Origin of the sequence: Ruegeria profundi, from assembly GCF_049800715.1 — a bacterium.
Taxonomy (GTDB): domain Bacteria; phylum Pseudomonadota; class Alphaproteobacteria; order Rhodobacterales; family Rhodobacteraceae; genus Ruegeria; species Ruegeria profundi_A.
Genome location: NZ_JBNAFO010000014.1, coordinates 16,765 through 43,107, shown reverse-complemented (window position 1 = coordinate 43,107; position 26,343 = coordinate 16,765). Strand labels below are relative to the sequence as shown.

At 53.6% G+C, this 26,343-nt stretch carries 23 protein-coding genes and 2 pseudogenes; 5 read left to right on the top strand and 20 right to left on the bottom strand.

What is annotated here, in order from left to right; all coding sequences use genetic code 11:
- Window positions 1-5 precede the first annotated feature (5 nt).
- The 3 genes and pseudogenes from ACP15L_RS19305 to ACP15L_RS19295 all read right to left on the bottom strand — a co-directional run.
- Complete coding sequence (locus ACP15L_RS19305) at window positions 6-911, bottom strand: haloalkane dehalogenase (RefSeq protein WP_425085423.1); 906 nt, start codon at window positions 909-911, stop codon at window positions 6-8.
- Between the two features lie 236 nt (window positions 912-1,147).
- Window positions 1,148-3,037, bottom strand: coding sequence for an SLC13 family permease (locus tag ACP15L_RS19300; RefSeq protein WP_425085422.1), 1,890 nt, complete (start codon window positions 3,035-3,037; stop codon window positions 1,148-1,150).
- Between the two features lie 338 nt (window positions 3,038-3,375).
- Window positions 3,376-3,711 (bottom strand): annotated as a pseudogene (locus ACP15L_RS19295) (alkene reductase); the annotation flags it as partial.
- 156 nt (window positions 3,712-3,867) lie between these two features.
- Between ACP15L_RS19295 and ACP15L_RS19290 the strand changes: the two are divergent.
- Window positions 3,868-4,212, top strand: a pseudogene (locus tag ACP15L_RS19290) (integrase core domain-containing protein); the annotation flags it as partial.
- 570 nt (window positions 4,213-4,782) lie between these two features.
- Here ACP15L_RS19290 and ACP15L_RS19285 read toward each other — a convergent pair.
- The 3 genes from ACP15L_RS19285 to gntH are packed head-to-tail and all read right to left on the bottom strand — an operon-like array spanning window position 4,783 to window position 9,073.
- Window positions 4,783-6,006: a HupE/UreJ family protein gene (locus ACP15L_RS19285; RefSeq protein WP_425085421.1), complete on the bottom strand. Its 1,224-nt coding sequence runs from the start codon at window positions 6,004-6,006 to the stop codon at window positions 4,783-4,785.
- Between the two features lie 52 nt (window positions 6,007-6,058).
- Window positions 6,059-7,870, bottom strand: a complete 1,812-nt coding sequence (locus ACP15L_RS19280) for a hypothetical protein (RefSeq protein WP_425085420.1) — start codon at window positions 7,868-7,870, stop codon at window positions 6,059-6,061.
- 9 nt (window positions 7,871-7,879) lie between these two features.
- Window positions 7,880-9,073 (bottom strand): guanitoxin biosynthesis MBL fold metallo-hydrolase GntH, encoded by a 1,194-nt coding sequence (gene gntH / locus ACP15L_RS19275; RefSeq protein ID WP_425085419.1) that lies wholly within the window; start codon window positions 9,071-9,073, stop codon window positions 7,880-7,882.
- 184 nt (window positions 9,074-9,257) lie between these two features.
- Here gntH and ACP15L_RS19270 point away from each other — a divergent pair, with 184 nt between their 5' ends.
- From ACP15L_RS19270 to ACP15L_RS19255, 4 genes are all read left to right on the top strand, one after another.
- Complete coding sequence (locus tag ACP15L_RS19270; protein ID WP_425085418.1) at window positions 9,258-9,767, top strand: TetR/AcrR family transcriptional regulator; 510 nt, start codon at window positions 9,258-9,260, stop codon at window positions 9,765-9,767.
- Between the two features lie 620 nt (window positions 9,768-10,387).
- On the top strand, window positions 10,388-10,699 hold the full coding sequence (locus tag ACP15L_RS19265; RefSeq protein ID WP_425085417.1) for a hypothetical protein: 312 nt from the start codon (window positions 10,388-10,390) through the stop codon (window positions 10,697-10,699).
- A 958-nt stretch (window positions 10,700-11,657) separates the two neighbouring features.
- Window positions 11,658-12,461: an MBL fold metallo-hydrolase gene (locus ACP15L_RS19260; RefSeq protein ID WP_425085416.1), complete on the top strand. Its 804-nt coding sequence runs from the start codon at window positions 11,658-11,660 to the stop codon at window positions 12,459-12,461.
- Window positions 12,462-12,463: 2 nt separating this feature from the next.
- Window positions 12,464-13,405 (top strand): MBL fold metallo-hydrolase, encoded by a 942-nt coding sequence (locus ACP15L_RS19255; RefSeq protein ID WP_425085470.1) that lies wholly within the window; start codon window positions 12,464-12,466, stop codon window positions 13,403-13,405.
- Window position 13,406: 1 nt separating this feature from the next.
- Here the strand turns inward: ACP15L_RS19255 and ACP15L_RS19250 are convergent, their stop codons facing one another.
- The 14 genes from ACP15L_RS19250 to ACP15L_RS19185 all read right to left on the bottom strand — a co-directional run bounded on the left by ACP15L_RS19250 (window position 13,407) and on the right by ACP15L_RS19185 (window position 26,328).
- Window positions 13,407-14,465 (bottom strand): YeeE/YedE family protein, encoded by a 1,059-nt coding sequence (locus ACP15L_RS19250; RefSeq protein ID WP_425085415.1) that lies wholly within the window; start codon window positions 14,463-14,465, stop codon window positions 13,407-13,409.
- A 58-nt stretch (window positions 14,466-14,523) separates the two neighbouring features.
- On the bottom strand, window positions 14,524-15,747 hold the full coding sequence (gene hemA / locus ACP15L_RS19245) for a 5-aminolevulinate synthase (protein WP_425085414.1): 1,224 nt from the start codon (window positions 15,745-15,747) through the stop codon (window positions 14,524-14,526).
- Window position 15,748: 1 nt separating this feature from the next.
- Window positions 15,749-16,183 (bottom strand): DUF302 domain-containing protein, encoded by a 435-nt coding sequence (locus tag ACP15L_RS19240; RefSeq protein ID WP_425085469.1) that lies wholly within the window; start codon window positions 16,181-16,183, stop codon window positions 15,749-15,751.
- Between the two features lie 79 nt (window positions 16,184-16,262).
- The gene (locus ACP15L_RS19235) at window positions 16,263-17,525 is read right to left on the bottom strand and encodes an FCSD flavin-binding domain-containing protein (protein WP_425085413.1); all 1,263 of its coding nucleotides are present in this window, start codon (window positions 17,523-17,525) and stop codon (window positions 16,263-16,265) included.
- Window positions 17,526-17,549: 24 nt separating this feature from the next.
- Window positions 17,550-18,260: a c-type cytochrome gene (locus tag ACP15L_RS19230; RefSeq protein ID WP_170471072.1), complete on the bottom strand. Its 711-nt coding sequence runs from the start codon at window positions 18,258-18,260 to the stop codon at window positions 17,550-17,552.
- A gap of 2 nt (window positions 18,261-18,262) precedes the next feature.
- Window positions 18,263-19,588 (bottom strand): c-type cytochrome, encoded by a 1,326-nt coding sequence (locus ACP15L_RS19225; protein ID WP_425085412.1) that lies wholly within the window; start codon window positions 19,586-19,588, stop codon window positions 18,263-18,265.
- Window positions 19,572-20,834, bottom strand: a complete 1,263-nt coding sequence (gene soxC / locus ACP15L_RS19220; RefSeq protein ID WP_425085411.1) for a sulfite dehydrogenase — start codon at window positions 20,832-20,834, stop codon at window positions 19,572-19,574. Before soxC ends, ACP15L_RS19225 begins: the two co-directional genes overlap by 17 nt.
- A gap of 24 nt (window positions 20,835-20,858) precedes the next feature.
- A complete protein-coding gene (gene soxB, locus ACP15L_RS19215) occupies window positions 20,859-22,556 on the bottom strand; it encodes a thiosulfohydrolase SoxB (protein ID WP_425085410.1) in 1,698 nt (565 codons plus the stop codon).
- A gap of 87 nt (window positions 22,557-22,643) precedes the next feature.
- Entirely contained in the window at window positions 22,644-23,489 is an 846-nt protein-coding gene (gene soxA, locus ACP15L_RS19210) for a sulfur oxidation c-type cytochrome SoxA (protein WP_170471064.1), read from the bottom strand.
- A 70-nt stretch (window positions 23,490-23,559) separates the two neighbouring features.
- Window positions 23,560-23,889, bottom strand: coding sequence for a thiosulfate oxidation carrier complex protein SoxZ (soxZ, locus tag ACP15L_RS19205; protein WP_170380046.1), 330 nt, complete (start codon window positions 23,887-23,889; stop codon window positions 23,560-23,562).
- 34 nt (window positions 23,890-23,923) lie between these two features.
- Window positions 23,924-24,340 (bottom strand): thiosulfate oxidation carrier protein SoxY, encoded by a 417-nt coding sequence (soxY, locus tag ACP15L_RS19200; RefSeq protein ID WP_058275041.1) that lies wholly within the window; start codon window positions 24,338-24,340, stop codon window positions 23,924-23,926.
- 46 nt (window positions 24,341-24,386) lie between these two features.
- Window positions 24,387-24,863, bottom strand: coding sequence for a sulfur oxidation c-type cytochrome SoxX (gene soxX / locus ACP15L_RS19195; protein ID WP_170380044.1), 477 nt, complete (start codon window positions 24,861-24,863; stop codon window positions 24,387-24,389).
- Between the two features lie 131 nt (window positions 24,864-24,994).
- Entirely contained in the window at window positions 24,995-25,573 is a 579-nt protein-coding gene (locus ACP15L_RS19190) for a thioredoxin family protein (protein ID WP_425085409.1), read from the bottom strand.
- A 14-nt stretch (window positions 25,574-25,587) separates the two neighbouring features.
- Window positions 25,588-26,328 carry a cytochrome c biogenesis CcdA family protein gene (locus ACP15L_RS19185; RefSeq protein ID WP_425085408.1) on the bottom strand — a complete coding sequence of 247 codons (741 nt, stop codon included), beginning with the start codon at window positions 26,326-26,328 and terminating at the stop codon, window positions 25,588-25,590.
- Between the last annotated feature and the right edge of the window lie 15 nt (window positions 26,329-26,343).

Below are 26,343 nucleotides of genomic sequence, written 5' to 3'. Positions count from 1 at the left end.
AGCCGCTATGTTTGCTCAATGAATTTCAACGTTGCGTGTGCTAGCTCTCTGCCAGCATCTTCTTGAATGAAGTGCCCGGCTCTTGGCACAACGATATGATTATGACCAACTGCCCCGGGGATCGACTTTTGGAACAGTTTGTCTACCCCCGCCATGACGCTGTCATCTTCTCCAAAAACAGTCAGAAACGGAGTGTTCAGGGTCTTGAGGGTTTCCCATGCGGCTCGGTTGGCTTCTGAAGCTGGATTGTCAGGCGTGTCGGGCACCAACACTGGAAACTCACGAGCGCCTGCCAGATAGCGCGCATCCGGGAACGGTGCGTTATAGGCTGCGACCTCTTCATCTGAAATCTTGGATGTTGTGCCACCGAATACGATGCGTCCCGAATTAAATTCCGGCACGGATTGCGAGTATTCCCGCCATGAAAGAAATGCCTCACCCAAGGGCACGTCACCGGTAGGTAGGGCCGTGTTCGCCACAACCACACGAGAGAACCGCTCGGGCATACTCGCAACCAGCCGCAAGCCAATGAGTCCGCCCCAGTCTTGGCAAACCAATGTGATGCCCGTCAGGTCAACTTTCCGCAACCACTCGGACATCCAGTCTACATGGCGTTGGTAGGTGTAGTCGGATCGCTCAGTGGGCTTGTCCGACCGGCCAAACCCAATCAAATCAGGAGCCAGAACTCGATGGCCCGCATCTTTGAATAACGGAATCATGTGCCGATACAGGAAGCACCAGGTTGGCTCTCCGTGCATCAACAACACTGGCGGTGCCTGCGCCGGTCCCTCGTCCAAATAGTGCAGACGGAGAAGACCGCCCTCGGTATCATCCACATCAAGATAGTTCGGGCCAAAGTCGAAATCTGGCAATCCGTCAAACTGGTGGTCCGGTGTACGAAGGAACTTCATCGTGAACTCTCCAAAATTGCCGACGGTCTTGGTCCGACAACAGTGATTGATAAAACTAAAACGGTCCAGTTCCAGCGTTTACCGACTTCAGGTTTGGTTGACTTCGACGCATTGCTTCGGTCCCTCGCGGCGGAGGTTCTTTTTTGCAGACGTCTTGAATCTAACATCCGACAAAAAAATTTGGTCTCAAAAACCCTATATTATGAGTTCATCTGTACGGATCGCCGAGAGGCGGCTCAGAAGAAAATCGCAAGTCCAGTCATTGAAACAACCAAGAAAAGCAGAGTCATGATACCGCCCGAGCGAACAAAATCGACCACCCTGTAACCTGCCGGGCCCATGATCAACGCGTTCACCTGGTGTGTTGGGATCAAAAATGAGTTGGACGTTGAAATTGCCACGGTGAGAGCAAATACAGCCGGGTTTCCACCCGCCGATACAGCAATAGAAACTGCTAGCGGCACCAGCAGAACAGTTGCACCTACGTTCGACATGACCAGCGTGAACGCCGTCGCCAAAACGGCTATTCCTGCTTGCAAAGACCAGATCGGCCACCCCTTCAAAAGGGCCAACACATGCGCTGCAATCCAATCCGCAGTGCCGGTGTTCTGAACCGCCTGCCCCAACGGGATCAGTGAAGCGAGTAGAAAAACTGTGCTCCAACTTATCGACTCGTAAGCCTCATCAATCGACAGCACCCGGCTCAAAACCATGCCAACAGCGCCAACTAACAGGCACAACGACAAGCGCAGTTCAGAAAATAGAATTAAGCTCAACGCTATCAGGAAGAAAGCGAGCGCCCATCCGACCTTGTGTGGCCGCAACTCTTCCTGGGGAAAGTCCGAGGTGACAACGACGAAATCCCGGTCTGCCTTCACTCGTGTCAGACGGTCCCACTGCACGTGCACCACACACGTGTCGCCGGCTTGCAAAGGAACTTGCCCGATATGCGTAGCTGAATGATCTTCGGTCTCAACGTGGCTTAGTGTTTCTTCGCCACGCTGAATGGCCAACAAAGACAAACCATGTGTTTGGCGGAGACGTAAATCGATCGGAGTCTGGCCGATCACCGAAGAACCGGGAGGAATAACAACCTCGGCCACCCCCGATTGGGTCGCGGCGAAATCGTCTGCAAAGACATCTAGTTGGGGCAGGATCTCCAAGCCGTAAGGCTCAGCAAACTGGTGCTCAACCACCCGACGCAGGCCAAGCACGGCAAGCCGCGCCGGGGCTTCGATCTTGGTATCAGCCATCGGCGCGATGACCTTGTGGCCGCGATAAGATGTGCCCAGAATGTACATGTTATGGGCGACCATCAGATCCGAAAGCTTTTGCCCGATGATGATCGAGCCTTCAGGGACACGTATCTCAAACATATCGGCCCTAAGCCCGTATGTGTTTTCGACGTAAGCCTGCATGGACCGCGCCGAGCTTGCATCTTCTCCACGCTCCCGCTGCGCTGGGAGGACCCAACGACCAAAGAGCACAAAGTAAAGCACCCCTGTCAGCACCAGCATCACACCGATAGGCGTGACTGAAAACAACCCAAATGTCTCCATTTGTTGGTCAGCTGGAAGGGATGAGTTTGCCGAAACAATCAGGTCGTTCAGCAGGATAAGGGGCGACGACCCAACCAATGTGATCGTACCACCCAGAATCGCGCAAAACCCCATGGGCATCAGCAACCTACTCATCGGGATTTCCGTACGTGCCGAGATGCGGCTCACAACAGGCAGAAAAAGCGCAGCAGCTCCGACGTTCTGCATGAAGGAGCTGATGACACCAACCGTTGTTGATATAATTGGGATGATCCGGGCTTCTGTCGTGCCACCGTTCTTAAGGATCAAGGCCGCAACCTTTGACATAAGTCCGGTCTTATCAAGCCCAGCCCCTATTATCATAACTGCGATGATTGACATCACAGCGTTCGAGGAAAAACCTTCAAAGAGCCTAGAGACATCGGCAAGATTGCCCAGCCCCGGTAGATAGCTCAGTGCGCCAAGCAGCACCATTACGAGAATTGCTGCGACGTCGATCCGTATAATCTCGGTAATAAAAAGTAAGACTGTAAAAGATAGTAGACTCAGTACGGCTATCATTTCGTACGTCAGTGCTGGTAATTCCATATCGTACTCCCAACCTAACGTTAATTGATTGGCAGCAAATGCGAAGGACCAACTCTGCGCCGAAGGTAAGGCCAAAATCCATCAGGCCGGCTCACGCAACTTTTTTTCGGACATGGTATCTGCTGAAACATGGAATCCGCCAACTCAAAGAGACCCTGATGATAAACTCAAAAGCGTCTCTTAGTCACCGCAATTGGAGGTAAGTCGTCCGTTCGCAGACTTGTGATAAATCCCCACTTCCAGAATAGGTATTGCCTTACCCGCGAAAAGAGCGCGCCCAAACTGGCGCGCTCACTCTATTTGCTATTGCCTGTCACCAAAGAGTTAAGAGTGATGCATCACTCTGCGGCAACCGCTTCCTCTCCCAGTGCCGGGTAGTCGGTGTATCCTTTTTCATTCCCACCGTAGAGGGTCGTTTCATCCAACTCATTCAGCGAGGCGTCTTTCTCCAGCCGTCTGACAAGATCCAGGTTGGAAATGAAAGGTCGGCCAAAGGCCACCAGGTCGACGGCTCCGATCTCAACCGCTTCAATCGCCATTTCGCGGTCATAGGCGTTGTTACCCATTTTCGCACCATCAAACAAATCATAGAGCGCCTTTAGATCGCCACCTTCGGGAATATCACGCGGGCCGCCGGTCTTTCCTTCTACGAGATGGAGGTAAGCCAACCGATAAATTGTTGTAAGTACAAGCACATCGCTACATTCCTATATTTGATTTTATTCAGAATATTTGGGTGTCTTTGCCCGTAGTTTTGCACAGCATTTGCGTACAACTATGCAGGATTTGCGCGCAACGTTGCATGAATGGTCATAGCGCATTAACGTCGAACCGATCTGTTCATCCTGCGTGGTCCTCCCGCGTTCATACGTTCCAACAAAGGTCCCGTCTTTGTTGCAATAGCGGTTCGGGATTGGATCGCAGCCGTAGGCTCTCAAACAGCCTACATCGAATCGGAATCGCCGTGGGAAAACGGATACTGTGAAAGCTTCAATGGCTGGTTCCGAGACGAACTCCTAAACGGGGAGATTTTCTATACCCTGCGCGACGCCCAGATATTGATCGAAGAATGGAGAAAACACTACAATGCGAAGAGACCACACAGTGCATTGGGCTACCATCCACCAGCGCCAGAAACCATCATCCCGATGGAACTGAGGCCAATCATGCACTAACCATCAAATCGGACCAGTCAGATGGGGGCTGCTCAGGAGTTTAGATGGCATCCCATAGAAGTCACAGAGTTTCTTTGAGGGTTATGCTCCAAGCGCTTCAATCAATGAGTGTATGGGTTGACCATGGGTAGAACAAGCGCGGTCAAACTGATGTTGGGGGCAGCTTTGAAACTCCTTTCATACGTGATCACAGCTGGTTCTTTTGCAATAGGGATGATGAGCCTGTAACCGCTACACTCAACCTGAATGATACTTAATCTGGCATTGTTCGAAGCGAGCGCGGCCGTAAGCCTCGCATCAATACAGTGTTGTGCGGCACCCAAGCGACTTTTGAAGACTTATGTTCAGGTACTCCCAGCTGAACGTGAAAAACTTAGTTCTCATTGTCCGCTTGGGGCTGACTGCGCTTCTTGGGTGAAACAAAGCGGATGGCGACAAAGTCCGCGGAGCAGATGTTGAGTCGAATTCAAGGAACGACTGCTTCTAGCCCATTCCTTTTAATGTCGCGGTTCAGCCGAAAGTCCGCTTTCATTCAAAGCATTCGTCACTGACTGCGCCATCGCAATGACCCTAAGCCAACGTGGAATAAACTTCGGCAACTCGCTGAAAGGTCCAAAAGCAGGCGATAGCCGCACATCCACCGGCTAAGCCCACTCGTAGGGACATCCACAAACTGGAGTTCACGCGCCGACACATTATCAAGGCAGGCCAGAGCGCAAGAATAATGGCGACTTGGCCAAGCTCGACGCCAAGATTGAAAGCAAGCAGGCTTTGCCAGATGTTTGGAGATGTGACCTGCAAGATCTTGTGCAACACAAAGCTAAACCCAAGCCCGTGCAAGAGGCCAATCAGCGTTGTCAGAAGCACCATCGTGACTTCAGAGCGCGCATTGTCCTTAAAACTCATAAACGCTGCGACGGCTGCAAATATTATAGAAAGCGCGATCCCGGTTTCGACGGCGGGAACAAACCACGCGCCCGATGGTACAAACCCGAAAAACCCCAGCGACAGCGTTACACTATGCCCAACGGTAAAACCGGTTGCACGCAGCAATAGCGCCCTGAGGGTCTGCGCTCCAATGACCAAACACACAACAAACAAAACATGATCCAATCCTTCGAGGATATGTCGTATGCCTTCCCAGACGAAACTGAGGAATCCTCCGTATCCTTGTTGCTGAACAACCAATGGTTCAGTCATCAGACCCCGAGATCGGAATACCTGAGCTGTGTCTGACGCGTAGTCGAGAATGAGGTTGGCCGTTTGGTCCTGATCCGGCAAGCCGGGGTCCAGCAGGTTCGCAATGCTATACGATTGGACCGGACCGTAAGTATCATAATGCAGGACGAGATCAACAACTGTGTCACCAACAAAAAGCGGTGGCATGAGGGCCGTTTCGGTTTCCACGGCCTGTTGAGCTTCGGCCAAAGTTGCAAATCCGGGCTCATTTCCGACGCGATGCAAGCGAACGGTCTCAACTGTTCCTCTTAAGCGCCGATTGTCGACCAACAGATGTAGTCCACCTTCGGCGAATTGCCCCAGCCCATTGGGATCGCTCAAGGCAGCCTGCAAGTCGACAAAGTGGACCAACTGACCGTCGCTCATGGCATTAGTCGTGAATGGTGCAGCGTCCGGCAAGGCATCACCATTCTGATCACCGACCTTATCTGCAACCAAATAGGGCATGGGCGTGCGCATGTAGATACGTAGACCGTCTTCGGAATGCTCGACATGCGAAATTCGAACGTTGAGGTTAAGCAAAAAATGCGCCGAGGCCGACAGTGTCAGTGACAAAAACACACCGACAAACAAAGCGCCGAAAGCAAAAATCTTAGCTTTTAAACACTTATGCATTTGGATCGCGAGCCTCGATTACAGTTAATCCATCTAGCTTCCAATGGCCTGACTCAGGTATGATCTCCGCCAGCACCCGAAACGTAACGGCGCGCATGTGGGCGTGCCCCCAATGACCGCCTTGTGCTTTCACTGTCCATTTGGCCAGAGTGCTAAATCCACCCGGTGTGAGGGTTGGGTTAATGCGCTCTAATTCCAGTTCGCTGATATCAGTAACCGTAGCAAGACTACCTCCTGGCGTTCGGATCGCGAGCCCACGTTCAACCTCTGTTGCAATGTCACCCAGAGACGCTTCCGACACAATATGTGCCAGCTCTGACTTTCTTGCGGCCGGCGAAACTTCCAGAGTCACCGTGCTCAAGTTCTCGACCATTGAGCGCAGTATATCTTCCGCAACCTGCTGTTCAGGGGGCTCGGGCTTATTCCACGGTAATTCCAGCAAATATCCCGAAAATGCCAGGGTTGCCGAAGCAGCGACAATAACGGTTAGGCAACTTACACGCTTTGCAACTTTGCCCTTGCACAGCAGGAAAAAAGCAAGTGAGGCGGCACTGATCATCCCGGAGATCAAAGCCATTGCCGGGCTCTGCCGTTTCTGTTGCTCGACTGGAATCTGAGTAACAGATGCTCTTTCGTATTGGAGCAAGTGGTTCTGCCAATGAAACTGAGGACCTGCTGGTGTCACAGCTCCAAAGAATGGCCCGGCGATATCGTTTGAAATGGTCGCAACGCGGGAAATTTCCTCGTCAAACATATCCCATGTGACTGTCACCTGATCGGGAAGGTCTGCCGATGAGAAAGACAGGATAGCTCCGATAAACGCATTGTTCACGAACACTTGCTTTCCCGGCTCTACAACCTGAAAACCCTGCGATGTGAGCTCCAGGAGTTTTGCTGTAGCGTTTGACGGTTGCACTAATTTGCCATCAATTGACACCGGGTTACGAGAAATCAAAAAGGACGCCGCCTGGTTTACGACCAAGGCGCTATGCTGTGGCGAAAGCGTTTGCCCCACTTCGAAGGTTTCACCAATCCAAGGCGCCAGTTCACGCAAGCGGATCAGCGTCTCATGCCGAACTTCACGGGGTTCGATGTAAAGAAACGTGGAGGTCCCGTCCTGCGCTTTTCGATTCAGGCTTTCAGCAGAAAAGCGGCTATCCCACGGATCAGGCCAGTGAATCTTTAACTCTGCCGGCTTTGACAAGAAGCTGAAATCCGTGACCGGAACCTCACGGTCAAAAACCTGCATCCCGATAGTCACCAGTGGTTCGCCATCCCGCGATGGAGGCACAATAGTCAGCTCCTTGGGAACTGAGTTTTGAAACGGAAAGAACAGTTCGACGAAGAGAACGCGCGGATCTTTGGGCGGGCTGGGAACAATTTGACCCGAGAAGGGATCGCGCTGACCTGCAAGCGGCGAGGCCCGGTTTATGCGCGTTCGGTATTCCACCTTTCTGATATCAGCGTTTAGGGCCCGTTCGTCGCTTCCAACAATCGACAGCGCCCGGCCTTCGGCTTGCGCATAACCTTGATTGGTATCTTGTTCAGCCTCCGGCTCACCTCCGACGAAATCTGATGACCATCCTATTGGCAACATTTCCGCAAACAATGGAATATCTTCGACATAGATCTCAAGGTCGACGTAGACCCCATCATCTTTGACATGAAGGACAGCGATATTGGGGGCGACTTCTGATCCGTTAGTCAGAATGACATCCGCCGAAACGGCCTGTGCACTTGAGGCCATCAGGCTCAGCATCAGGAATAGTCGGTACAGATACTGCCAAATCGGAATTTTGCTCACCCCTGAAGGTTAATTATCCGGCATTGGCGGTGGCGTGTAACCCTCCCATTTTCCCGCATTGACTTTGTCGGATGGCTCTTTTTCTTTTGAACGCGGGGCATTGATGTACTCGTCGCTCACAGCGGGTGGCAACGCATATTCATCAACACTCGCTTCCCGAACAACGATCTGGTCCTTGGTCACGTTGATCACCTGTAGATCTCGCGCGAGCGTGAGCGGCCCATCGTAAGTCGAACGGACGCCTTCCAAAATCGCCTGATAATTTTCGGGAGAAAGAACAGAGTGATATCCGAGGGCCATACGCGGTTCGACCGCAGACATCACTTTGCCAAAAGCCGCAGGTTCGGTATGAACGCGCGTCGCGACATAGGTCGCCTGTTTCATGTCCCAGCCAAAATACGGGGCCAAAGCATCAGGTGGAAGAAACGCCTCGTGAGAAGCGATGTCCGCCCCTTTGGCATATTCTACATACCATTTGTTCGGGTAGGTATCTCCGCCAAAGACGTATTTCAGCCCATTCCATTCCAGAGAATAACTTACCGAGCCATCTAAGCTGTGGATAGCAGGCCAAGACCGGATCGTGACGTCGTTCTCCTGATAAACGATCTCGTTTTCCTGCATGTAATCGAATTCAGTGACTTCAAGCTTGGCGCCATCATCCGGCAGTGCGCCCGTTCGCGTGGCCAAGTCCCAGGCGTAAGCTTTGGACATGCCATCAACATAGGCTCTAGTGCCCAGCTCATCTTCTGATCCGGACGGGCCGAAGATGCGGAGCGGGGTATATCTACCTGAAAGCCACCCCCCAACGTGGAGGCCCATGAAATCTCCAACGTGGTCAACATGCAAATGGCTGAAGAAGACCTTGTCGATCTTCGCAAAGTCCGGTCGCAGCGAGAACAGGTTTCCCGTTGCGCCAGTTCCTACGTCAAAAAGAAAAACGTCCCCATTCCCAAGTTCCACATAAAACGAAATCGAGACGGCTGCCTTGGTTTGGTTAGGCATACCTGTCCCCAATGCCGTGATACGCATTTCATCCGCGCCAAGGATTTCAGTGTTGGGAAAGTATGACGCGGGATAAACACCATTTTCTATTGCAGAAGCAGTTCGACCAGTCGGCAGCGCATTTTGCGCTGAAGCGGTGCCAGCCAACGACAATCCCAAAGCCAATAATGCGCCAGTCGTGGAATGCATAATGCTTTTCATTGATCCCCCCATTTCTGCATGGCGTTTCTGAGAGCACGACGTCGTGAACTCCCAGTTGCCCATAGACTTCTCTACGGTACGACCATAGACTACTCTATGTCAAATAATGAATGCTATAATCTGAATGTCAGAAACTGTCACCCGAACCTCACCCAAAAACGCCGCGACCAAGGAAGACTGGATATTGCTGGCCTACAAAGTCCTCAACGAGGGTGGCGTTTCCGCGATAAAAGTCGTGCCAATGGCAAAGCGACTGAACCTGACAAGCGGTAGCTTTTACTGGCATTTCAAGAACGTCCGAGAGCTTTTGGATGAGGTTCTCAGATATTGGGAGCAGGAACTGACTGACAAAATGATCGCACAGGCAAAGACATTTGGCGGTCCCCCGGAAGACCGCATTCTTCTTCTTATGAAAAAGGTCATAGAAGAGGACGCTGCCTTGCCGGATCACGCTGTCTCAGTGTGGGCGAATACCGATGACAAGGTGAAAGAATCGTATCAAAGAACCATCGGCAAACGGTTCCACTTCGCCGCCTGGATGTTTGAACAGGCCGGGTTTTCGAAAGAAGAAGCGAAAGCGCGCGGAAGATTGATGGTGACTTCGCTAATGGGAGATTCTTCGACCGGTCTGAAAACGCAAGGCGATTGGGAAAGGGTTATCGAACGGGAACACGCAGTTCTTATGGGAAAGTAGAAGAAAAGTCAGGCTGTTGCCCTGCATTGGATGTTTGCTGAAATCGAACCACCGATTTTCCTAAGTGCACTGTGAAAAGACCGCACAGATGGATACTAAAGGCGACATTCGGCCTGTGCCCCTTGAGGTTTACTTCGCCCCTGTTTTGGTGCGTTTGTCCATCGTGTAATTTTGCTCACGCAGCGAATGGCAAGTTGGACGGACGCATCGCATCATCACCAAGTCAAGGCCAACGGAAATTGTTGGCCGTCCACCAAAGTTTGCAAAGTTCTCTATCTCTGTTTTCGATTTCAAGGGCGGGTTTAGATCGCATCGGGGTCATGGTTCTCTCCGGGGTCGAATGAGCCGCCCTATCATGGCGTTGGTGACGGGATGCCTTCCAAAAGCCCGCTGCGAAGTCACCCGTTGAGGTGCTTCGACTTTGCATCACGAGGTCGTCCTGTCTCCGTCCCGATAGAACAAGTTTTCCCCGGTTTGCGGAACTCTGTGTTTCAAATCACGCGTGCAAAGCCTCCTTTGTCCATGCAAACTCGGTTCCATCTCACCAAAAAGGATCATGCGAGATCTGGACTACAGCCACCTGGACCGAGTTATGAACCGGCGAAGGAAGGGGTAGCGGGATGTTGAAGGTGGTTGTCTATGTTGGTGATCAAGAGGTCGCCCGAGCTGTGGCTGAGAACGATTCAGAACTCGCGGACTTGTCCGATCACAATATCCGGTTGAACGAGCGTTCTGCCGAGCAATTTGGCATTAAAGAAAAAGGTCTCGGCGGCCGGATTAAAGGCCACCCTCGAAACCAGTCGGCCTGGGCGCTCGTCCGCAAGATCGCAGACCTTTGGCTTACGGGGACCGGCGCGGGCGAAGAAAAAGTTGATGCAGAGCTGCTGCCGATGATCCGCAAGTCTAACCGTAACGAATATGCCATAAACTGATTGAATGCGTCGCTAGTGCAGACAAACGCGCAGCGCAAAACTATGGGCAAACTACGCAAACTTATGGGGTGCGCGAAGTGCTATGCGCAAACCCACAAGTTTTGTAGGACACCGCGAACACGTTCGCATCGCCTCTCAAAAACATTGAGAAAATTTGCGTACAACAACCCAAAGAAATTCGCGCCGATTGCCCAAAACAATTCGCGATTCAATCTCGCTCGTGAACTCCCAAGGCAGAAAACAAAGTCATTTTGCGAGATTCACAAACGAACCCATTTCCCTAGTTTTCCATCCGAACAGCCTGAACATAGAAAGATGATTTTGCGCATTTTCTTGAGGCTTCGGGGATCACTAATGCCTATACAGTGCCGTCATCCCGAGCGTCTGAACTCTCGAGCCCAAAAGCTACGCATCCACAGTTTCCATGCGCACATGTAGCACCAATTAGTGACCTGCTTAGACGGAACACGCGTTTCAAGCGAGGCATGGAAGAATGGATCTGTTTGGGAGAACTACTGGAAGAGGTGCTCAAGGCGCATCTGAAGCTTGAAAAGAGGGTGCCGCCAGAGCAGCCGACGACGCGACCTCTGTTCGAGTCCCGGCTTTTTCTCAAAGAGCTCCTTCATCATCTCATCGGGTGTCTTGGCAACACAGTTCTGTGGGTTCACTGATTCAGGAAACGCCTGAGGTCGCGAAGCTTGAATCGACGTCTTTAGGTTGAAACCAGCAGCGTTGCTACAAGGCCCTGCCGTTTAAGGATAGCTTGGCGAAACTCCATTCTTCTCCATCTTTCGTCATTTACAAATTAAAACATTCATTTTATTGATTGTGTATGGGTAAAAGTTCATTTTCTCGACGTACTTTCTTACACAACGCCGCGTGTCTCGCGGCACTTGGTGTTCAATCCAAAATCGCTTGGGCAGAGCTACAACTCGGTTTTTCGGCTCGGATTGCAACTATGTCAGACGGGTACCTGTCATTGCCGCCGGAAATGGTCTTCGGCGCCATGCCGAAGGAAGAACTCAGGCAGCTTCTGGACAGCTATAAGGTGGACGCAACCAAGTACGAGCCAGAGTGCAATGTGGCACTTTATCGAGATGGTCAAAACACGGTGCTGTTCGATGTGGGAGCTGGACCCGATTTCATGCCAACATCTGGCAAGCTTCTGGAATCTCTTGAAACTATCAACCTGTCGCCCGAAGACATCTCGCACGTGATCTTCACCCATGCGCACCCGGATCACATCTGGGGCGTTTTGGATGATTTCGATGACCTTCTTTTCCCCAACGCCACGCATCACTTTGGCCGCGATGAGTGGGATTACTGGTGGAACCCCTCGACGGTGGATACCATTGGAGAAGATCGCGCTGCGTTCGCTTTAGGCGCGAAGCGGCGTATGGCGGCAATTGAGGATCAGGTCGCGTTCTTTGACGACGGACAAGAGATCCTTCCCGGTATTGCCGCACGCGCAAGCTTTGGACACACGCCCGGCCACATGGCGTTTGAAATTCGCAGCGGCAGTGAATCCGTGATGATTGTCGGCGACGCGTTGGGAAATCCACACGTAGCTTTTGAACGCCCCGACTGGCACAGCGGCACGGATCAGGATCAACAAGCAGCCGCAGCAACTCGAAACTCGCTGCTGGATCAAATTTCCCACGAGCAAATGAAAATAATTGGGTTCCACCTGCCGAATGGTGGGATCGGCCGGGTCGAGAAGACTGGCTCTGCTTATAAGTTTAAGTTCATTGGAGAGCCATAATGATGCGATCGCTGGCGATTGTCTTGACCCTGGCCACACCAGCTTGGGCAAGCGAGGATATTGCAGACCAATACCCGCAAAGTGTGCTGTATTCCAAACCGGTCGAATACATCCCCGGCGTCTACTCTGCCATTGGCGCAACCGCCCCGCCGACCTACGAGAACTCTGGTCATAACAACAATCTCAGTTTTATCGTAACCGGGGAGGGCGTGATCGTCATAAACGGCGGCGCGGCCTATGTGCTTGCTGAAGCGCTTCACCAGGAAATTCAGTCGATCACGGATCAGCCGGTTAAGCTTGTCTTCAACGAGAATGGCCAGGGGCACGCGATGCTTGGCAACGCCTACTGGTCAGAGCTCGGCGTTCCAATTATCGCCCATTCGGATGCTGCGGCTGAATTCGAGGAATACGGCCCTCAGATCCTTGAAGGAATGCAACGGTACAATCAGGACAAGGCGGAAAGAACGTTTCTGGCTGGCCCAACCGAGACATTCGAGGATGAATACGTAGTTGAAATGGGTGATTTCCGGATTGAGGCCAAATATCTCGGACCGGCCCATAGTCCCGGCGATATCTCGATTTGGCTGCCCAACCAAAACCTAGTCATCGCGGGTGACATGGCGTTTCACGAGCGCATGCTGCCGATCTTTCAGGAAACCTACACGGCAGATTGGCTTGAGACTTGGGACAACGAGTTCGAAGCTTTGGGAGCCACATATGTCATCCCCGGCCACGGTCATCCGACAAACATGGATCAGGTGCGCCGCTATACACGCGACTACCTGATCTATCTGCGCGGCAAGATCCAAGAGCATATGGATGCCGGCGGCGATCTGGCAGAGGCTTACTACGTCGATCAGTCACCATATGCCCATTTGGACACGTTTGAGGAACTGGCGACAAAAAATGCCGGGCGCGTTTTTGAGCAGATGGAATTCGAATAGCTCAGGACGTTTGTGGAACAGGCATTCGCCTCAATAACCTATGCGTGCTGATTGCTCCAACCCACATGAAGAAAACGGCAAGCCATGCCGTCAATGACAGTGCGGACCCTCCGGAAAGCCCTGCTCCCACGGCGCAACCTCCGGCCAGCATGGCTCCAAACCCCATGAGGACAGCTCCAGCAAGGTAGCGCTCCATCGGAGTATCCGGGCCAAACCGTTCGATCTTCCACTCCCCTGCAGTTAAGGCCGCGCCTGCGGCACCAATTGCTACGCCTGGAACGAGGCCGATACCGAAGGACAACACGACGTTCCTCTCGGCAACCAACGCCATTAGTGTATCCGTGGCCGGTCCTGTAAATGTGATTGACGACACAGGCACGACGTCAAAAGATGCTAGCGCGATCGCAAAGGTCATCATCCAGCCAAGCGCCACAGCCACGCCAACGCCTGCGGCTGTAACGACCCTGATAAGCGTGACTCTCCGGTGGAATGCGAATGCAATTGCCGACACCAATCCCAACGCTGCAACGGCTGTATAAGCCACGGGCGAAAATCCAAGTATTTCTGAAAGATCTCTCGAGGCGCCTCCTGAGACAGTCCAGATCCCGGAAAGCAATTCGCGGGCGGGACTAAGAACGCCCGTGTAGGCCGCCTGAGCAACTAGGGTTAAAACCAATCCTGTAATCAGGGCGCGCAGATTACCGCAGGAGGCCAATACCAATAGGCGAGATGCACACCCACGCGCAAGAACCATGCCAACGCCGAACATCGCCCCGCCAATTATTGCGCCGCTAAGACTGCCCGTCGACGCGATCGCGCGTGTCTCAGAAAGGTTTAACCACTCAAACGCGACAAACGCCTGTACTAAGGTGAGCGCAGCGGTGAAGGCGATCAGCCAAACCGCCAGGCGGGGACCAAGCTCGCCTTCGGCGACTTCGATGGTCGACGCTCGCAAACAAAAGTGAGACTTCTGAGCTGTCACGCCGAACAAGATACCGACAATCGCACCGGCAAATGCCAAAGCGCCAGGGTCTCCCAACAAATCGATGAGCCTTTCCATCAACAGAAACTCTCACTTCGTTGCTTGCGCGTCCATGTCCTCGGTCAAGTTGTCATTGTCACTGTGCAGCCATTGGCCTGCGCGCCAATTGGCATTGAGCCCACAACTCACCCAAGGCAGATACCAGTCGATCCACGTCTTCCGTGGAATGCACTGGCGAAGGTGTAATCCGTAGACGTTCCGTTCCCTTGGGCACGGTTGGATAGTTGATCGGCTGGATGTAAATCCCATAGTCACGCATCAGCACGTCAGAGATGAAGCGACACTTGACCGGATCGCCGACCATGACCGGAATGATGTGACTTGGGTTTGGTGTATGCGGAATGTCCAGATCGTCCAGCCTGTCTCGCACCTCGCGCACGCGCTGCTGGTGTAGATGTCGTTCCGAATTACTTTGCTTCAGGTGCCGAACCGAAGCGGCAGCTCCTGCGGCCACGGCAGGCGGCAATGCAGTGGTAAAGATAAATCCACTGGCGAAGGATCGGACAAAGTCGACTAGCTCTTTCGACGCCGCGATGTATCCACCAACCACGCCGAATGCTTTGCCCAATGTCCCCTCGATGACGGTTATCCGATCCATCAGGCCTTCGCGCTCAGCTATGCCGCCTCCGCGCGGGCCATAAAGCCCTACGGCGTGAACCTCATCCAAATAGGTCATCGCGCCGTAGCGATCGGCCAGATCACAGATCTCGGCAATTGGTGCAATATCGCCATCCATGGAATAGACGCTCTCAAACGCAATGAGCTTCGGTGCGTTGGCAGGCAGTTCAGCAAGGTGCCTTTCAAGGTCCGCCACGTCGTTGTGTTTCCAGATACGCTTCTGACATCGACTGTGGCGAATGCCCTCGATCATCGAGGCATGGTTCAACTCATCAGACAAGACTGTGATGCCAGGTATGCGAGACGCCAAGGTTCCCAAGGCAGCCCAGTTCGAGACGTACCCGGACGTAAACAGAAGCGCAGCGTCCTTGCCATGCAAATCAGCAAGCTCTTGCTCCAGCAAAACATGCTGGTGGGTGGTTCCAGAGATATTCCGCGTTCCTCCCGCCCCGGCACCAACCTCATCGATCACCTTGTGCATTGCTGCGACAACACTGGGGTGCTGACCCATTCCCAGATAGTCATTTGAGCACCACACAGTGACTTTTTCGGGGCCATTTTCCGCGTAGCTACGTGCTGTCGGGAACGCGCCACGCTGCCTTTCGAGATCCGCAAAGACCCGGTAGTTCCCTTCCTCCCGAAGCTGGTCGAGTAGACCACGAAAAAACTGCTGATAGTTCATTTCAGTTCCCAACGGCTTCTTCGACGATTCCTGACAACAGAGACTGGACCTTTTGCATCGGTCCGTCCGGGTAACTTCGGTATCCCACCATCACGCCACTGTCGTCTTCAGCGACAAAAATTCCGTAGGGGCAGAAGCCGATATTCATCGGGTCCGCTTCCATCACTTCACGCGAGATTTTTGCCGAGCAGAAAATGAAGATGTCTGCGGCCGCAAATATCTGCTTGTCGCTGCCAACATCTGCGCCTGTTCGATTCAGCATTTCCCCAACATGGCTCACATAGTCGATGACCAGCCCTTGTCCCACAATCGCGGACTCCACGGCGAACGTTGCATCATCAAAACTGCCGTCGAAGGGGATAGTGATGATCTCTTCTGCAAGCCCTTGGCTCGCCAGAACAGTGGAAAACGCGGCTGCGGCGATAAAGTGTTTCATGGTTTTAGTCCTCCTCCTAAACCGCATTTTCTCAGATTGATCGTCGGGGTCTTTGACACCGGTCAAAGCCCCGATTGCCTCAACCAAACATGTCCGACGTGATACCGGCGTACCAACCAAGAGACTCTTCGTATGTTGCTTTCCTCAGGTCGGCATCCTCTCCGGTCTGGCTGATAAATCCGTCGACTTTAGCGATCTTTTCAGGCGTCGCCTCATAAGTCGCGCCAACTTTCACTCCATCATCGGTGTCAATGAGCGACCAGCATGTGTTCGAGAACTTGGCCGGGAATACTTTAGACCCGGTCAACGCACCTCTTACTGCGTTCGCACATACCTTTGCCTGGCTGTTTGCTGAAAAACCGGATTTGGGCATGTCACCCTGCTGACTGGCATCACCAAGAACGTAGATATCCGGATCGGCTTTGGAAGACATGTCCGCAGCGTTTACTGGTGCCCAGTTGCCATCGGTCACTCCCGCCATTTCCGCAATTCGACCGGCTTTCATCGCCGGTATCACATTGCAAACATCGACCTTTGTCTCTTCGCCGTCGATGGTCACCGTCATTGCTTCCGGATTCACGGATACATTGCCGCCGCCGAAATCCTCGCCGATCCAGTCGACCATTCCTTCATAGTTGTTTCCCCAGCCTTCTTGGAACAAAGCCATTTTCGAGAATTTGGGCTTCGGATCGGCTACAATGATCTTTGCTGTTGGGTTGTTTGCCTTCAGCACGTGCGCCACCATCGAAACCCTTTCATACGGCCCCGGCGGGCAACGGTACGGGTTAGGAGGAGCGACCATCGCGAAGGTACCTCCTTCGGGCATCGCCATGATCTGCGCTTTCAAAAGCTCAGTCTGAGAACCTGCCTTGTACGCATGTGGCATCTTGTTTTGGGCCGATAGGTCCCAGCCCTCGACCGCGCCATCAACAAAGTCGATACCCGGGCTGAGGATCAGTTTGTCGTAAGGAACTGACCCGCCACCTGCCAAGGACACCGTCTTTGCGTCGCGGTCGACCCCAGTGGCCCAATCATGCACGACGTTGATACCGTAGTTCGCGGCAAGCGTGCCATAGCTGTGGGCGATGTCCGAAAGCTCCTGAAAACCTCCCAAATAAAGGTTTGAGAAGAAACAGGTGTAGTAGGTCCGAGACGGCTCAATCAGCGTCACGTCGACCTCACCTTTGCTGTCCTTTGCAATGTACCGCGCGGCAGTTGCACCGCCTGCACCGCCACCAACAACCACTACACGGGGCTTGCCTTGAGCTAGCACCATCGGAGCAGATAGTCCGGCGGCCACTACCCCGGCGGCTCCAAGAAATACTCGTCTATTGAGTGTCATCGCGTTTCCTCCCCTTAGGCACTTTCACTCTGGATTATTGAAGTAGGCGGCCAATGCCGCGATCTCGTCATTGCTCAGCCGTCCGGCGATCATCTGCATGACCGGATGTGGCCGCTGTTTATCCTTGTAAGCGTGCATGGCGACCACGAAGTCTTCGTCAGGCCAATACACAATCGAAGGAATGCCCTCATCGCCTCCTTCAATCTGGTGGCATGTCGTACATTCGCTGCTGAGATATGCGCCGTACTCAGGATCTCCTTGTATCGCCAGGATCGCGGGATCGATCGAATGATCCGTGCCTTTCGCCGTTGGGTCCGCTTCTGGGATGTCCTGAGGATTGTCCGAAAACGCCCGCAAATAGGCGATCACGTTGGCTCGGTCTTCCGGGTCTTTCAAACCGGGAAAACTCATCCGCGTGCCTGACGCAAATGCGCGTGGGTTTTCGATGTAGGCGGACAGAGTATCAGCGTGCCATTCCAGACCCGAGTTACCCGCACGCTCTAGGCTTTTTGAGTAATTGAAACCGTCCAGACCAGCAGCCTTGCGCCCAAAGACACCATTCAAATGCGGCCCGATTTTGTTTTTGGCTCCATCTCCAACCTGATGACAGCCTTTGCATTTGGCGAACACTTCTTTTCCGGCTTCGGCGTCGCCGAGGCCTTCGGTGGCGTGGGTCGATGGGGCAACAGCAACCATAACCGCCGCGCAGGTCAAAAAAATGTTCAACCACCGCATGATCAGCTTCCGAACGACTTGAGGTAAACGATCACGGCTTCAATATCGTCTGGTTTCTTAAGCCCAGCAAAGGACATGCGTGTGCCCTTCATGTAGTCCTTGGGTTTTGCCAGGAAGGCCGCCATTTCTTCTTCGGTCCAAACAAGACCAGCCTCGGCAGCTGTTTTCATAGCTTTGGAGTATTTGAACCCTTCAACCGAACCTGCGTTGGCCCCGATAACCCCGTTCAGCGCAGGGCCCGTACTGTCCTTTGCACCGTCACCAACCTGATGGCAGGACTTACACTTCTTGAAGACCTTCTCACCAGCTGCGAACAGTTCCGTAGTCTGGTCAGCCTCGTCGATTTCCTGAACATCCGGTGTTGCGGCGGCTTCTTCCTCAGGCTTTGGCGCTGCGGCTGGAATGAACGAGGGCCCTTCCGCCGTGAACGTCGGTAACCCGTCCGCGCTGGCTTCATTCATGACCGAATTCGAACCGCCTTCTGGTGGCGTCTCAACCAGAAAGACAGAACGCATAGTAACCGCTGCCTCTGTCTTGCAGTTCTCCATGCAAGGTTCCTCTCGCCATTCCGCGTATTCCGTCTCGGGTCGAACATCGACGACAAAACCGTCCATATTGTACATCTCGAATTCGGCGAAGTTTTCGTTATTAAGAACGAAGTCGTCATCCACCAGATCATTGGAATAAAGGATGTAGGCGACGATTGCGTAGGTCTCATCCGCCGTAAGAGTGCCCGCTTCACCAAACGGCATTGAGCGGGAAATGTAATCCCAAGCAGTCGACAAATGCGGCCAATAAGACCCAACAGTTTTCACAGGATCTTCGTCGGCAAGTGTGTCGAAACCGCCGGCCAGAACAGGCCAATTGTCGGCGCCTTCGGCAAACTCTCCGTGACAAGACGCACAGCGATCGACAAACACTTCTTCTCCGGTCCAGACATCGCCTGATCCAACCGGCAAACCGCGCCCATCGGGCAATACGTCAACGTCCCAGGCTGCGATCTCTTGCTCCAGCGCGGGGCGCCCAAGCCCGTATGTGCCCTCGCTGCTGGGCGCAGGCGCGGTCAGGTTCATCCCGTTTGCGATCCGTTCGGCCGCTGCGGTCTGGATTTCTTCGACCTTGGCCGCCAGTTCGGCTGCCCGGCTGGCCTCTGCTTGCGCGTTTTCCTGGGCTGTAGCTGCATGCGCCTCAACCTGACTGATCCGGGTTTCCAAGGTTTCTATCTGCGATTGGCCGTAATTCCGGTTCGCAATAGCCACTGCCGCCGCAAGCACCAACGCCGTGCCGCCGAATACAGGCAGGAAAACATGACTAAGAGACTTCGACATTCTCGGCGATCCCTTCTGCGCTCACGTACCAAGTCTGGATACAGTTGTTGTGGTAGACCGAGTTCTCTCCGCGCTTTTCGCGCAGTTGGTCTTTGGTCGGCTGCACATAGCCGGTCTCATCTATCGCCCGGGCCTGTAACAACATTGGTGCTCCGTCCCAGTTCGTGTCGAGATAGAAGCGCGTCAAAGCCTTGCTGTCGCCCTGCTTACCAAGACGCGCCGTCTCCCAGGTGATCCCACCGTCCTTGGACACATCGACCCGCGTAATTTGACCGTGGCCTGACCAGGCAAGTCCGGAAATAACCAAAGGTCCCGGTCCATGTTTGATGGGCATTTGCGGACTGGGTGAAGTGATGACGGATTTTGCATCCATCACCCACGTCCATTTCTGGGCCCTGCCATCGGCGTAGACATCAGTGTATTTTGATGTTTCTTCGCGGCTTTCGACCGCCATATCGACGATCTCAATGCGGCGCAGCCACTTGACCCACATGTTGCCTTCCCAACCCGGAACAACCAGTCGCACGGGATATCCGTGCTCCATGCGCAGTGCCTCACCATTTGCCTTGAAAGCCACCAGCACGTCATCCAGCGCTTTTTCCATCGGGATGGAGCGGCCATTGGATGACGCATCTGCGCCCTCAACATAGACCCATTTATCTGGTGAGATATCGGCGCCTGCTTCCTGCAACAGCGTACGCAGCGGAACACCGGTGTATTCCATGTTGTGAATCATGCCATGGGTGAATTGGACGCCGTTGAGTTGCGCACCCGCCCACTCCATACCCGTATTCGCCGCACATTCGCAGAAATACACGTGATTTTCGCGCGGAAACCGCTCAATGTCGTCGTAGGTAAAGACCAGCGGGCGATCGACCAGCCCGTTGATCATCAGGCGATAGTCCTCTTTGCGCAGCTCAATCGCGCCCGAATGATGACGCTCAAAGGCGCATCCTTGCGGAGTGATCGTGCCATCAAGCGCGTGGATCGGCGTGAAGTTGATCGACGAAATCGGAGAGGCGGTCAGCCATTCCACGTTGCGCCGAACAACGTGGGATTCGAAGCTGATCGGCAGGCCATAAGGTGACTCATCGACACCGGCGCCCGTGTAAGATGCCCAATCCTGAAGCTCTGTTATCAGTGGGTCGGGCGTATCTGCCACTGCTGCCCCTGCAACGGACCCTGCGGCGACCGCGGCGCTGCCTTTCAGGAAGGCCCGGCGGGACGGTTTGAACGCGTCATCCATATCTCTTAGGTCTCCATCTGTTTCTTAAGCGCCGACAACATCGACACTGGTGTTCTCTTGCACCTTTACAGTGCCAAGGTTGCGAATGTGGTTTTCGACGACATCCCAGATCGGCGGACCCTCGGTGCCTTCGTTGACACTGGCCCAACCAGTCACGACGTAGGTCTTCGATGGATCAATCGCTTCACCGGTTTTGAGCAGAGTCATTTCGCTGATCCGTTGCCCTTGTGGTTTGGTCACATCGATGCGGTAGCCAAGCCCACCAACGCGGACCATATCGCCGCCCTGCTGGTAGTAAGGGTCGGGATTGAACAGGTTGTCACCGACATCCTCAAGGATCACATGGATGAATTCGCCTGTCATTTCTGTGCGATAGGCATTGGGATACGACATCGATGTGACGTTCCAGATGTCCTCGCGCGTGATATCTTGTCCCGGCAGGATTGAGGGTCCCCAACGGACGCCAGGCGACATCGCGATGTCTGCCTCACGCTCATTGATCAGGGCATCGCAAATCAGGTCATCCCAAGTGCCGTTAAAGTTGCCGCGGCGGTAGAGTAACGAATCCGTTTTGCCAATCACCTCACTCAGCGCAGCTTCATAAGGCGCGCGCTGATCATTTATCAGAGCGGTGATCGCAGGATCAGGAGCGATGACGTCAGAGAAGATCGGGATCAGCTTGTGCTTCAGCCCCATCATCTGCCCGTCCCTAACGTCGAGATCGACGCGGCTGACGAATTTTCCGTTCGAGCCAGACGCGATGATATGCGTTTTTCCGACCAGAACCGGCTCGGGAAGTGCGTCATGGGTGTGACCGCTGAGGATCACGTCGATCCCTTGCACGCGGCCCGCCATCTTCTTGTCCACGTCAAAGCCGTTATGGCTGAGGACGACAACGACATCGGCACCGGCATCGCGAACCTCGTCGACCATGGCCTGCATGTTTTCATCCCGGATACCGAATGAGTACTCGGGGAACATCCAACCTGGGTTCGCGATTGGCATGTAAGGAAACGCTTGCCCGATAACAGCGACCTTTGCACCGCCCCGATCAAAGAACTTATAGGGTTGGAACAATTCTGCAGGTTCGTCCCACTCGGCATCAAAGATGTTCTGACCCAAGGCTGCAAAGGGCAAACTTTGGACGATTTCGTTAATCCTGTCGCTGCCCAACGTGAACTCCCAATGGAAGGTCATAGCATCGGGTTTCAGCGCGTTCATGACGTTGATCATGTCCTGACCGGCCGTTTGATAGCAGGTGTAGGAACCGTGCCAGGTATCGCCCCCGTCCAGTAGAAGGGCATCAGGACGGTCAGCACGAATGGCGTTGATGACAGTTGAGACGCGGTCCAATCCACCAACCCGACCGTAGGTCTTGGCCAGCGCAGAGAAATCATTGTAGGTCAGCGCATAGGCCGACGGGCTCCCATCTTCGATCCCATAGGCCTTGCGGAAAGCCGCCCCTGTGACATGCGGCATCTGCCCTCGCGCATCGCCAATACCAAGGTTTATCTCAGGTTCGCGGAAATAGATCGGTTTGAGTTGCGCGTGAATATCGGTGACATGGATCAAGCTGATATTGCCGAAGGTCTCGAACTCCAGCAATTGACCCTGCGCTAGGCTTTGCTGCGCAGCGAGCCTGGACCAATTGCCAAACCCGGACGCCCCGTACAGAGCCGAGGCTGCCATTGAAACCTGCAAGAAGTCACGTCGAGAAATCATCTATCAGCTTTCCTATATCACATATAAATGTGTGAATGTTATTTGCACGAAAAACCCGCGCAGGACAACGCCCGCGCGGCTCGTTCGTTATTGACGTACAGCAGGAGTTTCGACTGAAAGCCCGTTGCCACGCGAGGCCACGTAGAGCTCAAGCGCGCGAAACTCGTCCGATCCTTCGGCAAAAGTTTCCGCCCGCGTATCGCGAATACAGCCGCGGAAACGATTGTGACGCGAGATCAGCTTGGCCTGTTTCAGACGATAAGTCGGGAATCCATTGATCATACCTTGGCTCAGGTGGTCGGCGCGGATCATGTTGCCCCAGTTGTCTTCATGACAATTGGCGCAGCTCAACTCCAACTGACCATAGCGGGTATAATACATCTCTTTGCCCTGCTCCCAGTACGGGGCGGCATCGCCATCAATCGCTACGTTCATAGGCAACCCACGTGATTGCAGACCGATCAAAGCGACCATACCTTGCATATCGCCCCCGGACCATTTCCAGGCATCCGCTTCCATGCGGTCCGTACGACACTTGTTGATCAGATCTTCCATGACGACCAGCTTGCCGGTTTCGGCATCCACCTTCGGCATGGACGCCTGCAATCCTTTGAAGCTTTCCACCCCATCGTGGCATGAAGCACAGCTCTCGCCAGCGGCGCCATCAACGGTCTCGAAGAGATCGGCGGCCTGATCGACGAAGATCATTGCAGGATTGTCGAAGTCATCAATTTGAAGCGCTTGCGTTTCATCCGTGCGAAAATGCCAACCCGAATAGATTGTGTCCAAATTTTCCAGATGTGCCGGAGCTTCAGTGACCGAGGTCATGTCCAGCTCATCATTGATCGTGAGATTGTCTTCGTCCGGTCCAGCCATCGCTGCAGCCGGGAAAACCAGAATTGCCGCGATCGCCGTAATTGCCTTGGTATTCATTGCGTTCCTCCCTTGGTGGATCAGCGCCAATTCCTCGGACCCGCGCTGATCTGCCTTAGTCGTCGAGCCGTCAGGCGATCTCGATCGTTTTCTTCTCATCGTAGACAGAGCCGTCATCATCGTACCAGGTGAAGACAAACTCACCGGCCTCGGGTACAGTCGCTTCGAACTGAAAGTACGGGTTGGTCGAAATCGCCGGCTCCATCGTCACATCAACCACCATTTCTCCGTTAAACTCGCAGGTGAAACGGTTAATGATCGAACGCGGGATGACGTTGCCTTCTTTGTCCTTGCGCTGGCCGCTTTCCATCTTGTGGCTGATCAATGTCTTGATCGTAACGGTTTCTCCAGCAGCGGCTGTCTTTGGAACCTTGACGCGGGGTTTAACACCGGATGCCATTGGTTAGTCTCCTGTTCTTCAGGGCGCGTGGCGATCAGCCGCCGCAGCCGCCGATTGTCACTTTTACGGTCGCGGACGCTTTGGCAAAGCTGCCATCTGCCATCTTCGCCACGGCAATGACATCCTGCGTTCCGGCAAGACGAATACGGGTTGATGCGGCTTGTTCAGCAGCCAACGGACCGAAATTGAAAGTTGCAACGCCCGGTTCGGGGTTACCTGCAGCCACGATCAGAATTGCAGCTGCGCCCGGAGCACTGACTTCGATTGGTACGGTATTGCCGTTTTCTGCGATTTCCGGTGCAGTCAATGTAACACCGCCGTCAGCCACATCTGCGCCGCCTGTAAATGCCGCGATGGCATCTTCAGCAGCTGCATTTGCGCGTAGCGGCATAATTGTCAGGAACGCGGCGCCCAGCCCAAGGGCCAGTGTCTCGCGGCGAGAGAGTTCCATTTTCAATCTCCTTTGAAACTTCGAAAATTCACGCATCAATGCGCGACTATTCCTCTTTCAGGGTCGCAAGAAACGCGACCACGTCCTCGATTTCCTGCGCTGTCAGGATCGACGTCAAAGGCGCGGTTGGAGCTTTTCCGGTATAGGCGTCACCCGGGCGGATATAGCCGTCATCCTTGTAGAAAGCTGGCATCACCGTGCCTTCAAATGTCATCTTTGCGTTTGCGACCAACCCTCGAAGCTCTGCTTCGGTCCAACGATCACCGGCACCATCCAGCATCGGGCCGACTTCACCGTGGAACGGGATGTCTGCTAAAACCGTGACCGCGTGGCACGCGACGCAGTTGCCTTTTGACTTGTCACCAACGATGAGCGCGCCATTAGCCGCGTCGCCAGCAGCACCGGTCAACGAAGCCTCAATGGCACCATAGTCGTCATAGGTTACGTCCTGCGGATCTGTATCTGCCGCATATGCAGCAACGCCCGTCATTGCGCAGACCAATGTTAAGAGTCTCAGCTTCATGATCCCTCCCGTTTGCTAACGCGCCGACGGCGCCTTGCGACCCAAAGCCTTTGTGTACCGTAGTCGACGAGTACCGCTTGTCGCAACATTAAATTCATAATAATGAATTTTTTTATTTATAACGGCAGTGCTCAATCCTGAGAAACATTGTTTCGCTCTTGAATGCGCCGCGCATGATACCGTTGGAAATCTTCACCATTATCAAGCTCATATCGTTTTTCGTCGACCCAGGTGAAAAGGTCCAAGGTTGTTCCTTTTGAGAACGCTCCGGGCATAACAGCGACCGCGGCATCGATGGCTGTAGCGTCCTCTGGCACCTCTTCAGGAAGAAAAACAAGCGTCGGGGTAAACAGAATCCCCCATTTTCGCATCAGCGCTCTTTGCTCATTCTCTTCCCCGTCAAAGTCGGTAGCTGTAGTGCTGCCATGCAAATCCAGTTGGACGACAAAGAAATTCTCTTCGATGAAAGCAGCAAGGTCAGGCTGGGGGAACACCTCTTCATGCATCTTTTTGCAGTAGATGCAGCCCTGCTGTTCAATGAACAAAACAAGCCGTTTGTCTTCGCTTGAGGCCTCTTCGAGATCCTCTCGGAGGTCTTTGAACGTGTCGCGCATCCACGGTGTTTTATGCAAACCGTCGTCGCCCAGCTCAGCGGCGGAAACTGTCCCGCCGATCAGACACGCGATCAATACTGACAAAACTCGTTTCATGTCTTCCTCCCGGATTATCCAATGGCTGCGAGCCAAGGCATATGGTCGAGCATCCATTGTGCGATGTAGTTGATGGAATTGGTTGCGATGAGGATGCCGAAGAGCACCAGAAAGCCACCCATGGCCTTTTCGATGAGGGGCAAGTGCTTTCTGAACTGCGCCATCCATTGCATGAAAGGGCGGACCAGAAAGGCCGCCAGAACAAACGGTGCGGTCATTCCAACCCCGTAGACGAATAGAAGTACCGCTCCACGCCAAGCCGTCTCGGTTCCGGCCGCTGTAAACAGGATCGCAGCGAGCACTGGCCCAACACAGGGTGTCCAGCCAAAAGCAAATGCCAATCCAAGAACATATGCCCCAACAAGGCTTACATTTGATGTCTCACCGATGTCCGCACGAAATTGGCGATACAGGAACCCAATGCGAATGAACCCCAGGAAATGCAGCCCCATCGCAATGATGATGGCCGCTGCAATCCAGCGCAGGATGTCGAAATACTCTCGGACCAGCTGCCCGAATATCGAAGCTGTCGCCCCCAGCGCCATGAAGATCGTTATGATCCCAGCTGCAAACGCTATTGCAGAAAGCGTTGCCCTGCGACGAACGCCGGCGGAAAGTGTTGAGCCCGCAGATATCTGATCAATCCCGACACCGGCCAGATAGCTAAGATAAAACGGCACAATGGGTAGGATGCAGGGCGACAGGAAAGACAACAGTCCTGCGACCAAAGCTCCTGCAAATGTAATGTCGAGCATGGTCAAACCTGTCCT

Excerpts from the sequence above, each read along its gene's own strand:
- ACP15L_RS19305 (WP_425085423.1), bottom strand. The coding sequence starts at position 911 with ATGAAGTTCCTTCGTACACCGGACCACCAGTTTGACGGATTGCCAGAT.
- ACP15L_RS19300 (WP_425085422.1), bottom strand. The coding sequence starts at position 3,037 with ATGGAATTACCAGCACTGACGTACGAAATGATAGCCGTACTGAGTCTA.
- gntH (WP_425085419.1), bottom strand. The coding sequence starts at position 9,073 with ATGAAAAGCATTATGCATTCCACGACTGGCGCATTATTGGCTTTGGGA.
- ACP15L_RS19265 (WP_425085417.1), top strand. The coding sequence starts at position 10,388 with ATGTTGAAGGTGGTTGTCTATGTTGGTGATCAAGAGGTCGCCCGAGCT.
- ACP15L_RS19260 (WP_425085416.1), top strand. The coding sequence starts at position 11,658 with ATGTCAGACGGGTACCTGTCATTGCCGCCGGAAATGGTCTTCGGCGCC.
- ACP15L_RS19255 (WP_425085470.1), top strand. The coding sequence starts at position 12,464 with ATGCGATCGCTGGCGATTGTCTTGACCCTGGCCACACCAGCTTGGGCA.
- ACP15L_RS19250 (WP_425085415.1), bottom strand. The coding sequence starts at position 14,465 with ATGGAAAGGCTCATCGATTTGTTGGGAGACCCTGGCGCTTTGGCATTT.
- hemA (WP_425085414.1), bottom strand. The coding sequence starts at position 15,747 with ATGAACTATCAGCAGTTTTTTCGTGGTCTACTCGACCAGCTTCGGGAG.
- ACP15L_RS19240 (WP_425085469.1), bottom strand. The coding sequence starts at position 16,183 with ATGAAACACTTTATCGCCGCAGCCGCGTTTTCCACTGTTCTGGCGAGC.
- ACP15L_RS19235 (WP_425085413.1), bottom strand. The coding sequence starts at position 17,525 with ATGACACTCAATAGACGAGTATTTCTTGGAGCCGCCGGGGTAGTGGCC.
- ACP15L_RS19230 (WP_170471072.1), bottom strand. The coding sequence starts at position 18,260 with ATGCGGTGGTTGAACATTTTTTTGACCTGCGCGGCGGTTATGGTTGCT.
- ACP15L_RS19225 (WP_425085412.1), bottom strand. The coding sequence starts at position 19,588 with ATGTCGAAGTCTCTTAGTCATGTTTTCCTGCCTGTATTCGGCGGCACG.
- soxC (WP_425085411.1), bottom strand. The coding sequence starts at position 20,834 with ATGGATGACGCGTTCAAACCGTCCCGCCGGGCCTTCCTGAAAGGCAGC.
- soxB (WP_425085410.1), bottom strand. The coding sequence starts at position 22,556 with ATGATTTCTCGACGTGACTTCTTGCAGGTTTCAATGGCAGCCTCGGCT.
- soxA (WP_170471064.1), bottom strand. The coding sequence starts at position 23,489 with ATGAATACCAAGGCAATTACGGCGATCGCGGCAATTCTGGTTTTCCCG.
- soxZ (WP_170380046.1), bottom strand. The coding sequence starts at position 23,889 with ATGGCATCCGGTGTTAAACCCCGCGTCAAGGTTCCAAAGACAGCCGCT.
- soxY (WP_058275041.1), bottom strand. The coding sequence starts at position 24,340 with ATGGAACTCTCTCGCCGCGAGACACTGGCCCTTGGGCTGGGCGCCGCG.
- soxX (WP_170380044.1), bottom strand. The coding sequence starts at position 24,863 with ATGAAGCTGAGACTCTTAACATTGGTCTGCGCAATGACGGGCGTTGCT.
- ACP15L_RS19190 (WP_425085409.1), bottom strand. The coding sequence starts at position 25,573 with ATGAAACGAGTTTTGTCAGTATTGATCGCGTGTCTGATCGGCGGGACA.
- ACP15L_RS19185 (WP_425085408.1), bottom strand. The coding sequence starts at position 26,328 with ATGCTCGACATTACATTTGCAGGAGCTTTGGTCGCAGGACTGTTGTCT.